Origin of the sequence: Pseudophaeobacter sp. 1A16562 (assembly GCF_041008785.1) — a bacterium.
Classification (GTDB): domain Bacteria; phylum Pseudomonadota; class Alphaproteobacteria; order Rhodobacterales; family Rhodobacteraceae; genus Phycobacter; species Phycobacter gallaeciensis_A.
Genome location: NZ_JAXGFT010000020.1, coordinates 37,810 through 49,709 on the forward strand (window position 1 = coordinate 37,810; position 11,900 = coordinate 49,709).

Consider the following 11,900-nt stretch of genomic DNA (forward strand, 5'->3'; position numbering starts at 1 on the left):
AAAGGGCCGCCAGATGGCGACCCTCTTCACGAGATATTCTGAAAAATCAGTTGGCCTGACGGCGCAGGAAGGCCGGAATTTCGATCCGTTCCTGATCCGGATCGGCCTGCTGTTGCGGTTGCGGCGCGGCGGATTGCTGCGGCGCGTGCTGCGGGGCCTGCGGCTGCTGACGCACCGGCTGAGGCTTCGCCTCACCGCCTTCGGCAGCGCTGCCGGTCATCCGGTGGATAAGCGAATTCAGGCCAAAGCGACGCTGTTCCTGCTGCGGTGCGGGCGCCTGCTGCTGTTGCGGAGCTGCGGCGGCCGGGCGCTGTTGCGGTTGCGGCGCGGGCTGTGGTGCCGCTTGCTGCGGCTGAGCCCGTTGCGCGGCGGCCTGCAGACGCACGATGGCCTCGGGCGACGGCGTGCCCGGCGCCGGAGCTTTAGGCGCGACAAAACTGTCGGCCCCACCTTCGGCGGCATCGGCCTGCGGCTGGAACTCCGGAACCTGCGGCTGATAGGCAGGCGGCGGCAGGCCGTCGTCATCATAGGCTTCGGTCTCAGCCGGAGCTGCTTCGGCCTGCGATGCGGTGGCGTCCAGACCTTCGAACAGGGTCGGCTCCTCGTGCGAGGCTTCCGTGGCTGCGACGACGGGCTGTTCAACCGGCTCGTCCAGCTCCAGCGGCGCGGCACGGGTCTCTTCAACGCTGACGGTTTTCTTCAACGGCGCCGACATCGGACGGCGTGCAACCGGCATGTCGGTGTTCACGTCGGAAGCATCGATACCGGTGGCCACGACGGACACGCGCATCTTGCCTTCCATTTCGGTGTCCAGGGTCGAACCGACGATGATATTCGCATCCGGGTCCACCTCTTCGCGGATCCGATTGGCAGCCTCGTCCAGTTCGAACAGGGTCAGGTCGTGAGCGCCGGTGATGTTGATCAGAACGCCGCGCGCACCGCGCAGGCTGATTTCGTCCAGCAGCGGGTTGGCGATGGCCTTTTCTGCGGCCTGAATGGCGCGATCTTCGCCTTCGCCCTCGCCTGTGCCCATCATCGCCTTGCCCATTTCGTCCATCACGGCACGAACATCAGCAAAGTCGAGGTTGATAAGGCCCGGACGGACCATCAGGTCGGTCACGCCTTTGACGCCCTGGTACAGGACATCGTCCGCCATCGAGAAAGCCTCGGTGAAGGTGGTTTTCTCATTGGCCAGGCGGAACAGGTTCTGGTTCGGGATGATGATAAGCGTGTCGACGACCTTCTGCAGCGCCTCAACGCCGTCCTCGGCCTGGCGCATACGCTTGGCGCCTTCGAACTGGAACGGTTTGGTCACGACACCCACGGTCAGAACACCCAGCTCACGGGCGGCCTGCGCAATGATCGGCGCGGCGCCGGTACCGGTGCCACCACCCATCCCGGCAGTGATGAAGCACATATGCGCCCCGGCCAGATGATCGACGATCTGTTCGATGCTTTCTTCAGCGGCGGCCGAGCCGACCTGCGGACGGGCACCTGCGCCCAGACCTTCGGTGACTTTGATGCCCAGCTGGATCCGGCTTTTCGAGGCGCTTTGCTGCAAGGCCTGCGCATCCGTATTGGCGACGACGAAATCGACCCCTTCCAGCGCCTTCTCGATCATATTGTTGACCGCGTTTCCACCCGCGCCACCGACACCGAATACGGTGATCTTTGGCTTCAGCTCTTCCTGTCCGGGCAACGAAAGGTTCAATGTCATGCTCTTTCCGCCTGTGTTGATAGCCCTCCCGCAAGGGCCTTTTCCTGACTTTTCTGCGGAAATTGTACCGCAGCCTCGGAGTCGCGTCATCCCAAAAAGCGTCGGCGGCTACAAAATATGGCCCCTGATCCATGGAAATCTGCGGTATTTCGCCTAAGACGACAGATCTAGCGGTTAATTAGCAGCTCCCCCACAAACACCAGAAAACCCCGACGCCCATAGGCACCGAATTCCTATTCTGAGTTATCGCGGTCTGGCCACTGCCCGGCCTTCAGACTCGTCGCTTAATGCGTCCGTTAACCCGAAACTAACGGTTTCGGGCGGCGCTGTCACGGGGGGCAAGGCCCACAAAGGCGACTTTTTTCAGGCTCAATATCGCCTCGCGTGCGGTGCAGGTCGCCAAAATTCAACCGGTGTGGGCGCAGGCCCTACCAATTGTCTTTGAACCACTTCACCGCGCGGCGCAGAGAGCGGGCCGGATAGCGGTCGACCGGCATTTCGAAATCCCACCATTCGTCCTGCGGATGCGCCGCAAAGAGACTGAGCCCCACGGCCGAGGCAAAACCCGGCCCGGTCGCCGATTGCGGTAGGCCGTGGACGCGAAGTGGACGTCCGAGGCGCACCTGCTGACCAAGGATACGACTGGCTAGGGCATCAAGCCCCATGATCTGGCTGGAGCCACCGGTCAGCACGATCTGCTGGCTGGGCAAATATTCAAACCCCGCCGCGTCCAGACGGACCCGCACCTCTTCCAGAATTTCCTCGACCCGCGGGCGCATGATGCCGATCAGCTCGGCCCGGCTAACGGTGCGCCGGTCGTGCTCCCAGTCGCCGGTATCCCCGCCAATATCGATCATATCGCGGTCGTCGGCGCCGGTAGCATGAACGCCGCCGCAAAAGGTCTTGATCCGCTCGGCATTGGCCATCGGAACACCCAGCCCCATAGAAATGTCGCTGGTGATATGATCGCCGCCCATGCGCACAGCATCGGCATAGATCATATGTTTCTTCATGAAGACCGAGATCGAGGTCGACCCGCCGCCCATGTCGATACAGGCCGCGCCGAGTTCCTGCTCATCCTCGACCAGCGCCGCATAGCCCGAGGCATAGGCCGACGAGGCAATACCCGCCAGTTCAAGGTCGCAGCGCTGAATGCAGCGCATCAGGTTCTGCACGGTGGCAGAATCCACCGTCAGCATATGCATGTCCACCGACAGGGTCTGCCCCATCTGACCGCGCGGATCTGACAGGCCCGAGCGGTTATCCAGCGCGAAATTCACCGGCTGAGCATGGACCACTTCACGCCCGGCGCCGTAATCCGGCACCTCGCAGGCAGCCAGGACGCGGGCGATCTCGTTCTCCGACACTTCCTGCGCCTGAAGTTCTACCTTTGCATCCAGCCCGTAAGATCGCGGGTTGGCCCCGGCGAAGCAGGCGATCACGTGGTCGACACGCACACCTGCCATCTTCTGCGCGGCCTGAACGGCGGTGCGGATGGCTCGCTCAGTTTCCTGCATGGCGGAGATTTCGCCGAACTGCACCCCGCGCGAGCGGGTGGTCGCGGCGCCGATAACCCGGAAGCCGGATTGACCGGCAAGCGACCCGATGGCGCTGTCCTCATTGGGCTGAGCGGAACCGTCAAAGCGCAGCACCAGACAGGCAATCTTGGAGCTGCCCACATCCAGAATGGCCACGACACCGCGCTGCAATGCCTGCCGCCGCATCTGCCGCATGGCACGCTGCGATTGATAAAGATCCGTCATCTTACAGCCCACCCCCGTTCATTTCCCTGATCCGCCACCAGTTTTCCACTGCATTTTCTGTCATCCGGACCGTCGGCCGCTCCGCGATCCGCATATCCACGGCGGCGACATCACGTTCCAGCAGATCCTTGACCTCGCTGACGACGATCACCCGCTCCAGCGCCTGCACCGGGTTGTCCTCGGGCAGCAGGATCCGCTGACCGCGATCCAGAACCACGTCCCAACGCCGTTCGCCAACCCGTACCAACCCCCGTAACCGGTCGCCAAGCGGGCTGGCTGCCGCCAGAAGTCGCATCGCCTCCTCGGCCTCGCGATTGGCCCCACGCCCGGCAATGAGCGGCAGATCCGGGTGCAGCTTGCGCTGGCCCAGCTCGGCGACATGGGCGCCGGTTTCATCCAGCAGCGCCAGCCCGTCGCGGCTGCGCCAGATCAGCGCCGGTTTGCGCTCTTCCACATTGACTTGAAGAATACCGCCCGGACGGATCCGCACGCTGGCGGTACGCACCGGGTCAAGCCCTTCGATCACGTCGCGGATCTGCCCCAGATCCAGATCAAAAGAGCTGATCGGGAAATCGAGCGGCACCACCTCGCGGATATCTTCGGAGACGCTGGTCCCTGCCCCGTCGATGGCCATGACGTTGACCATGAATTCAGGACGCTCCTCGATCGAGGCGCGGATCGAATTGATCGTGCCCTGCAAGGCGTCGCGCCGCCCTTCATCCGCCAGAAACGCGGTTCCCGCCGCAGCCAGCAGGCAGATCGGCACCCCGACACGCAGACCGAACCGGATCCCTGGCGTCAGCATCCAGCGCTGCAATCGGTACTTCAGACGGGAAGGCGCCGGATCGGACGCTCCGCTGTGTTCCTTGCTCTTGCGCCGGATCAGCGACCGCATGAGGCGTCCTCCACCATCCATGCGCAAAGCTGGCCAAAGGTGATGCCGAAATGTTCGGCTTGCTCGGGCGCCAGCGAAGTCGGCGTCATGCCGGGCTGAGTGTTGGTTTCCAGGATGATCAGCCCCGCAGCGCCGCGGCTTTCGTCCCAGCGGAAATCGGTGCGGCTCACGCCCCGGCAGCCCAGTGCATCATGGGCGCGTTTGGCGTATTCTAGGCACAGATCGAAAATCTCCTGCGGCAGATCCGCAGGCAGCACATGGCGTGATCCGCCCGGCTGATATTTCGCATCATAATCGTACCAGCCATCGGTCAGAATGTCAGTCACGGTCAGTGCCTTGTCGCCCATCACGGTCGCGGTCAGCTCGCGCCCCGGGGCATAGGTTTCAACCATCACCTGATCGGGCATGTCGTCCGAGAGTTTCGGCGGCGCATTGGCGGCCTCATGCACCAGGTAGATTCCAACGCTGGAGCCTTCATTATTGGGTTTGACCACATAGGGAGGCGCCATCACATGGGACGCCTCGACCTCAGAGCGGGCGCAGATTTCGCTGGCCACCACCGGCAGGCCAACGCTGCGGAACAGGGATTTGCTGCGCTGTTTGTCCATCGCTAGCGCCGAGGCCAGCACACCAGAGTGGGTATAGGGAATACGCATCCATTCCAGAAGGCCCTGCACGCAGCCGTCTTCGCCCCAGCGACCGTGCAGCGCATTGAACACGACGTCAGGTGCCGCAGCTTCAAGCTGCGCACACAGATCCGGACCCGCGTCCAGTTCGATCACCTGATAGCCTTCGCCCCTTAGCGCGGCGGCGCATTCACGCCCGGAGGACAGGGACACCTCACGCTCAGCCGAGGGGCCGCCCATCAATACCGCCACTGTCGGGAGTGTCCTGCTCGACTCACTCACCACAAGTGCCTCAATTCATCGGGCTTAACGCCCCTGTTTCTCGCGTCCGTTATTCGGCCGCGTTCATTATTCTGGGATCACCACCGCATCGGCGACAGAGATCCTTTTGCTTGCATCAGAAGGCAATCATGCCGTGGGGCGCGGCAAATCACGTCCCATAGGTCATCATACTGCCCAAAGAGTTACCGGGACCTTAACGTCCTCTTTACCAACCTTAATGGATGTCTCTTTCTTGCCCGAATTTCACACGCCGTTCCAGCCAAAACAATCATGCCGGAGCGAATGATTGCGAATTCCCCACACTCGCCCAGCGCGGCGTGGATTACGGGTGACACTGACAGGGCTCGCGCCACTTTAGTCCGGCAGGTTTTCGCCGATCCGCATGATTTCCCACTGCAGGGTAATGCCGGAATTCTCCAGCACCTTGCCACGCACCTCTTCTCCCAACGCCTCCAGATCGGCGGCGGTGGCATCGCCGGTATTGATCAGGAAATTCGGGTGTTTCTCGCTCATCTGCGCACCGCCAAGGCGGGCACCGCGTAGACCGGCATCCTCGATCACTTTCCAGGCTTTTAGATCGTGCACATCGCCCGCCTTCCCGGTCGAGGAAAACCCCGCCGGATTGCGAAAGGTGGAGCCGGCCGAACGATCCTTGACAGGTTGCGTTTCATCGCGCTTCTTCAGCTGCTCTTCCATCCGGGCATGAAGTGCCTCCGCCTCACCCCGGGGCGCCTTGAAGGTCGCCGAAACCAAAACCGCGCCTTCGGGGAAAGTGGTCTGGCGATAGGCAAAATTCAGGTCTTCCGGGCCAAGTATCTGCAGCTCCCCGGCCCGCGTCACCACGGTGGCGGTGTGGAACACATCGGCGGTATAAGAGCCATAGCAGCCCGCGTTCATCCGCACCGCGCCGCCGATGGAACCGGGGATGGTGCGCAGGAAAGTCAGATCCAGCCCCGCATCAGCCGCCTTGCGCGCCACATGGGCATCCAGCGCCGCCGCGCCTGCGGTCACGGTGTCGCCGTCGATTTCAATCTGGTTGAAGCCACGCCCCAGCCGGATCACCACCGCGCGGATACCCCCATCCCGCACGATCAGGTTCGAGCCGACCCCCATGGGAAAGACCGTAACATCCCCAGGCAGGGCGCGCAGGAACTCCTGAAGATCATCACGATCAGCAGGCTGAAACAACACATCCGCAGGCCCGCCCACACGCAGCCAGGTCAGCTCCGACAGGCTGCGCCCCTCGGTCAGGCGTCCACGCACGGCAGGAAGGGATTTAGTGATTTCGGTCATGATGTGCCACTCGTTCGGTTTCCTGCAGGGTTTAAGGCAAACCCGAATGGGAAGAAAGTACTGCCAATCCCCCCGCATACCCCCTTAGAACCCGCCATCAGCCGCGCAGGACCACCCGGCGCAGCCAGCGGCCCAGATAGATCACCGGATAGCGCAACACGCTCATCCCTGCGGCCAGCACCGCCAGCCCCCACCATGGACCGTTTTCATAGGTGACATAGCCAAGGATCGGGATGCCGACGGCGATCAGTGCATAGGCGCGGCGCCAGTGATTGTCGCGGCTGGGTATCATGGCAAGGACATTGGCCGTCAGCGCCCAAAGCGCGGCAAGGATCAGGGACAGGCTCACAACATACCTCCCACGGCTGAAATCAGGGCGATGGTGGACAGAACAAGCCCCACAATCGGCACCGCCATCGGCACCTGAAAGGGCGCCCCGGGCGCGTGGCGTTTCTGCAAGATCAGCGCGAGGTTCACCAATACAAAGACCGAGAGCAACACCGAGGAAGTGACCTCGGCCAGCCGATCCACCGAGAAGAACAGGGCCGTCAGGATCACCGCCGCACCCAATACCAGCGTGGCCAGCACTGGCGTTCCGAACCGGGGGTGGGCGTGGTGGAACAGGGCCAGCGCCGGACTGCGTTTGCCCAATCCGAACAGCACCCGCGAGGCCATGACGATCTGCGCCAGGATCCCATTGAGCGCAGCAAAGACCGCGATATAGGACAGGAAATCGGGGTTCGATCCGCGCGCTGTCTGCCAGACCAGTGCCAGCGGGCTGCTGGATTGCGACAGGTCGGCCACCGGGACAGTACGAACCGCAGCCCAGCAGACCAGCGCATAGATGATCGATGTGATGGTCAGCGACAAAAGGATCGCCTTCGGCATGGTGCGGGTCGGCTCCGAGACCTCCTCGGCCATGTTGACGATGTCTTCAAACCCGATGAAGGCAAAGAAGGCCAGAACCGCACCAAGGCCAAGGCCCGCCCAGACGGTAAGGCCCGGCAGGTCCTGCGGCAGGGCCCAATCCGGCGACACATCGCCGGTGCCACCGGCCCAGATCACCAGCGCAAGCCCGGTCAGCTCAATCGCGGTAAAAACCGCCGCCAGCGAAAGGCTTTCCAGAACGCCAATCACGGCCACCGCCACCAGCGCCAACCCCATGGCGATGATCGCAAGGGTTCCATCCACGCCGGTTGCCGCCGTCAGATACCCAGCCCCGCCGCGTAGCACCGCGCCGGCAGAGACGGTTCCGGCCACAACCACGGCCAGCCCCACCAGCAAGGCAAGGGACTGCGAGCCAAACCCCTGCCCGACAAAGGCTGCCTCTCCGGCAGCTTCGGGCACGCGTGAGGAAAACTCCGCATAGCTGAGCGCAGTGGGCGCGGCGATCAGCCCTGCCAAAACAAAGGATAGCGGCGCCCAGATCCCGGCGTCGGCGACAACCGCTCCGACCAGAACGTAGATCCCGGCCCCGACCATGACGCCGACGCCGTAGGCGGTCAGAAGACCAAGGCCAATACGGCGTTTCAGCGGCTCAGCCATGGCAATGTCCTTTCGCGGGGGCTATTGGCTTTTGCTTAGCCGCTCGGGCAGCCCGTTGGCCCAGGCGCTGATGGTACCTGCGCCGAGGCAGACGACCATGTCACCGGGGCGCGCCTGTTCACGCACCAAACGCTCCAGATCGTCCTCGTTCAGCAGCGCGCGGGCGTGGCGATGGCCATGACGGATGAGCCCTGCCACTAGATCGTCGCGGCTGGCGCCCTCAATCGGATCCTCACCGGCGGCAAAGACCTCGGCGATGGCGACCACATCGGCATCGTTGAAGCAGGCGCAGAAATCATCAAACAGGGAAGACAGGCGTGAATAGCGGTGCGGCTGGTGCACGGCGATGACACGAGCATTGCTATCAGCGCCAACCGCCTGACGCGCGGCCTTCAGCACGGCGGCGATTTCCACCGGGTGGTGGCCATAATCGTCGATCACGGTGACACCGTTCACTTCGCCCACCTTGGTGAAACGGCGGTTGACCCCGCCGAATGCCGCCAGCGCAGCGCGGATTTCCTCGCCTTTCATGCCCAGATGGCGCGCCACGGCCACTGCCGACAGGGCGTTGGAGACGTTGTGATCCCCCGGCATCGGCAGCGTGCAGCCTTCGATCTTCTGACCTTCGGCCTGCAATAGGATGTCGAAATGGGCAACGCCTGCCTTGTAGATCAGGTTCACGGCACGAACATCCGCCTGTGCATTGAAACCATAGGTGACGACGCGGCGGTCGGTGATGCGCCCCACCAGCGCCTGCACCTCGGGGTGGTCGGTACAGCAGACCGCGACACCATAAAAAGGAATGTTCGAGACGAAGTTGTAAAACCCGTCGCGCAAAGTATCAAAGTCGCCCCAATGCTCCATATGCTCGGGGTCGATATTGGTGACGACGGCAATGGTCGCAGGCAAACGGTTGAAGGTGCCGTCGCTTTCGTCCGCCTCGACCACCATCCATTCGCCCTGCCCCATGCGGGCGTTCGATCCATAGGCGTGAATGATGCCGCCGTTGACCACGGTGGGGTCGAAATTCCCGGCCACCATCAGCTCGGCCATCATCGTGGTCGTGGTGGTTTTGCCATGGGTGCCGGCAATGGCGATGTTGGATTTCAACCGCATCAGCTCGGCCAGCATTTCGGCCCGGCGCACAATGGGCAGCCCCCGGCGGCGTGCCTCGTCCAGTTCCGGGTTGCCCGGTTTGATCGCTGAGGAAATCACGACGACTTCAGCGTCTTCCAGGTTCTCAGCCCGCTGACCTTCAAAAACCAGCGCACCGAGGCTCTCGAGCCGCTGGGTGATCTTTGACGACTTGAGGTCAGACCCCTGCACCACATAGCCAAGGTTGAGCAGCACCTCGGCGATGCCGGACATGCCGATACCGCCGATGCCGACAAAATGGATCGGGCCAACATCTCCGGGCAATTTGGTTGCGGGCGTCATGGTCTATCCTTCCTCCGCCAGCTGTTCGACCAGAGCCACCAGACGATTGGTGGCATCGGGAACGCCGACACTTAATGCTGCTTGGGCCATCTGGGCGGCCGCGTCGGGGGCGCTCAGAACGGCAGAGATCTGCTCTGACAGCGCCTGAACGTCAAGGGCGCTTTCGGGGATCAGCACCGCCCCGCCCGCATCAACCAGCCCACGCGCATTAGCGCTCTGGTGGTCTCCCGCCGCGGCGGCGAATGGGATCAGGATCGACGGGCGGCCGATGACCGAGATATCGGCAACCGACGAGGCCCCGGAGCGCGAGATCACCAGCTGCGCCTCGCTCATCCGTGCGGGCACATCGTGAAAGAAAGGCTGAACATCGGCAGCAATGCCATGTTCGGCGTAAAAGGCGCTGACGCGTTCGCCATCCTCATCGCGCGCCTGATGGGCCACGCGCAGATGGCGACGGATCCCTTCGGGCAGGGCTGCAATCGCGCCGGGCACCACATCGGACAGGATGCGCGCGCCTTGGCTGCCGCCCATCACCAGCACCGACATCGGATAATCGCCCGGTGGGATATAGGCCGCGCCCGCGCGCTCCAGCACGGCGCGGCGCACCGGGTTCCCAACATGCACGCCTTTGGCACCCTCAGGCAATTCGGTCGGCCATACGCCGCAGGCCACCTGCGCTACGCGTTTGGCAAACAACTGGTTCACCCGGCCCAGAATACCGTTCTGTTCATGGATCATCCGGGGCAGCCCCAGCAGCGTCGCCGCGCCCAGCGCCGGGATCGACGGATAGCCGCCAAAGCCCACCACCGCGTCGGGGCGGTCACGCCGCATCTGCAGGGCCATGCTGGCAATGCCCCCGGCGATCTTCGGTCCTACCAGCGCCTTGGCCAATAGTCCGCCGCGGGCAAAGGTGGCCGAGGACACCTCGGTGATTTCCACCGTATGAGGAAAGCCGCCGGTATAGCGGGCGCCGCGCGCATCGGTCGACAGTTTCACCCGCCAGCCCTTGCGTAGCATCTCTTCGGCCAGGGCCTGCGCCGGGAACATGTGCCCCCCGGTGCCGCCTGCCGCCATCAATAGCAGTTTCTGTGTCATAAACCCGCGTCGTTTCGTACCTAATGCGTCAGCCGCGACCGCGACCACGCAGATAATCTGCAATCTCACCCTGTGGGCGCGAACGGGTAAAGGCCAGCAGCATTCCCATGGCAATGCCCGTCGCGATCAGCGAAGAGCCACCATAGCTGACGAATGGCAGGGTCATGCCCTTGGCCGGCAAGAGCCGCACCGCAACCCCCATGTTGATCATGGCCTGCACCCCGAACATGCAGACCAAGCCTGTCCCCGCGAGCCGCACGAATGTATCGCGCTCGCGCATCAGACGGAATAGCGAGCGCACAACCACAGTGGCGTAAAGCCCGATCAGCACCGTAACCAAAACCAGCCCGTATTCCTCGGCAGCAACCGCGACGATGAAATCGGTATGGGCATCAGGCAGCGACCATTTCACCTGCCCCTCCCCGACTCCAACGCCGAACAGCCCGCCTTCGCGGATAGCATTGGTGGCATAGCCAAGCTGGGTAGTGGGATCGATATCCGGGTTCAGAAAGCCGTCGATGCGGCGGGCAAAGTGTTCGGAACTGGAATAGGCCATCACACCGCCCATGACCACAACCGCCGCCATGCCAACCAAAAGCAGCATCGGCGCCCCGGCCACAAAATACATCACGCCCCAGCCGAACAACGTCAGCGAGGCCTGACCAAAATCGGGCTGCATCACCAGCATCAGCACCACGCTCATGCACAGGCCAAAGGAAATCAGCGTGCCCGGCGGGCCGTTGATCTGCTGGCTCGAGGCAATCATCCAGGCCGCAACCACGACAAAACCGGGCTTCAGGAACTCGGACGGCTGCAGCGATGCAAAACCCAGCGAATACCAGCGTACCGCGCCTTTGCCGAAATCGGTCCCGAAAATAGGCAGCAGCGCCAGCGCCACAAAGGCGAGAGCAAAGCCGATGATCGCAAGCCGCCGCACCAGCGTCGGCGACATCATCGAGGTCAGCACCATGGCGACCAGAGCCGCCCCGCCGAACACCGCTTGTCGCTGCACATAGTGGAAATTGCCGAACCCGTTGCGCTCGGCCAGCGGCACTGAGGCTGCAAGCCCCAGAAGCAGCCCCAGCACGAACAACATCAGGACGCAAGACATCGTCCATTTGTCCAAGGTCCGCCACCATTTGGGAAGAATAGGTTCACCTGATTGTACAGGAACCGCACCATAGACCATCTCAGTCATGGAAACACCGCCGCTCTTTGCCTCGTGATACGCCCCGTTTTTCGGGGTC

General features: G+C 62.9%; 10 protein-coding genes. All 10 read right to left on the bottom strand.

All coding sequences use genetic code 11. The annotated features are described in order from the left end of the window. Positions 1-46: 46 nt before the first annotated feature. The 10 genes from ftsZ to ftsW all read right to left on the bottom strand — a co-directional run bounded on the left by ftsZ (position 47) and on the right by ftsW (position 11,851). Complete coding sequence (gene ftsZ / locus SM764_RS20575; protein WP_369002638.1) at positions 47-1,717, bottom strand: cell division protein FtsZ; 1,671 nt, start codon at positions 1,715-1,717, stop codon at positions 47-49. Between the two features lie 428 nt (positions 1,718-2,145). Continuing rightward, positions 2,146-3,480 carry a cell division protein FtsA gene (gene ftsA / locus SM764_RS20580; protein ID WP_065273055.1) on the bottom strand — a complete coding sequence of 445 codons (1,335 nt, stop codon included), beginning with the start codon at positions 3,478-3,480 and terminating at the stop codon, positions 2,146-2,148. A 1-nt stretch (position 3,481) separates the two neighbouring features. Further along, positions 3,482-4,375, bottom strand: a complete 894-nt coding sequence (locus tag SM764_RS20585; protein ID WP_369002639.1) for a cell division protein FtsQ/DivIB — start codon at positions 4,373-4,375, stop codon at positions 3,482-3,484. Continuing rightward, complete coding sequence (locus SM764_RS20590) at positions 4,363-5,283, bottom strand: D-alanine--D-alanine ligase (RefSeq protein WP_368947536.1); 921 nt, start codon at positions 5,281-5,283, stop codon at positions 4,363-4,365. The genes SM764_RS20585 and SM764_RS20590 overlap by 13 nt, the downstream gene beginning before the upstream one ends. Before the next feature lie 354 nt (positions 5,284-5,637). Next, positions 5,638-6,576 (bottom strand): UDP-N-acetylmuramate dehydrogenase, encoded by a 939-nt coding sequence (gene murB, locus SM764_RS20595; RefSeq protein ID WP_368947537.1) that lies wholly within the window; start codon positions 6,574-6,576, stop codon positions 5,638-5,640. Between the two features lie 97 nt (positions 6,577-6,673). Next, positions 6,674-6,925 (bottom strand): DUF2484 family protein, encoded by a 252-nt coding sequence (locus SM764_RS20600; protein ID WP_368947538.1) that lies wholly within the window; start codon positions 6,923-6,925, stop codon positions 6,674-6,676. After that, positions 6,922-8,121, bottom strand: a complete 1,200-nt coding sequence (locus tag SM764_RS20605; protein ID WP_368947539.1) for an APC family permease — start codon at positions 8,119-8,121, stop codon at positions 6,922-6,924. The genes SM764_RS20600 and SM764_RS20605 overlap by 4 nt, the downstream gene beginning before the upstream one ends. A 21-nt stretch (positions 8,122-8,142) precedes the next feature. Beyond that, on the bottom strand, positions 8,143-9,558 hold the full coding sequence (murC, locus tag SM764_RS20610; RefSeq protein ID WP_369002640.1) for a UDP-N-acetylmuramate--L-alanine ligase: 1,416 nt from the start codon (positions 9,556-9,558) through the stop codon (positions 8,143-8,145). Between the two features lie 3 nt (positions 9,559-9,561). Further along, complete coding sequence (locus tag SM764_RS20615; RefSeq protein ID WP_274831773.1) at positions 9,562-10,653, bottom strand: UDP-N-acetylglucosamine--N-acetylmuramyl-(pentapeptide) pyrophosphoryl-undecaprenol N-acetylglucosamine transferase; 1,092 nt, start codon at positions 10,651-10,653, stop codon at positions 9,562-9,564. A 28-nt stretch (positions 10,654-10,681) separates the two neighbouring features. Further along, positions 10,682-11,851 carry a putative lipid II flippase FtsW gene (gene ftsW, locus SM764_RS20620; RefSeq protein ID WP_274831772.1) on the bottom strand — a complete coding sequence of 390 codons (1,170 nt, stop codon included), beginning with the start codon at positions 11,849-11,851 and terminating at the stop codon, positions 10,682-10,684. Positions 11,852-11,900 lie beyond the last annotated feature (49 nt).

Excerpts from the sequence above, each read along its gene's own strand:
- ftsW (WP_274831772.1), bottom strand. The coding sequence starts at position 11,851 with ATGACTGAGATGGTCTATGGTGCGGTTCCTGTACAATCAGGTGAACCT.
- SM764_RS20615 (WP_274831773.1), bottom strand. The coding sequence starts at position 10,653 with ATGACACAGAAACTGCTATTGATGGCGGCAGGCGGCACCGGGGGGCAC.
- murC (WP_369002640.1), bottom strand. The coding sequence starts at position 9,558 with ATGACGCCCGCAACCAAATTGCCCGGAGATGTTGGCCCGATCCATTTT.
- ftsA (WP_065273055.1), bottom strand. The coding sequence starts at position 3,480 with ATGACGGATCTTTATCAATCGCAGCGTGCCATGCGGCAGATGCGGCGG.
- murB (WP_368947537.1), bottom strand. The coding sequence starts at position 6,576 with ATGACCGAAATCACTAAATCCCTTCCTGCCGTGCGTGGACGCCTGACC.
- ftsZ (WP_369002638.1), bottom strand. The coding sequence starts at position 1,717 with ATGACATTGAACCTTTCGTTGCCCGGACAGGAAGAGCTGAAGCCAAAG.
- SM764_RS20585 (WP_369002639.1), bottom strand. The coding sequence starts at position 4,375 with ATGCGGTCGCTGATCCGGCGCAAGAGCAAGGAACACAGCGGAGCGTCC.
- SM764_RS20605 (WP_368947539.1), bottom strand. The coding sequence starts at position 8,121 with ATGGCTGAGCCGCTGAAACGCCGTATTGGCCTTGGTCTTCTGACCGCC.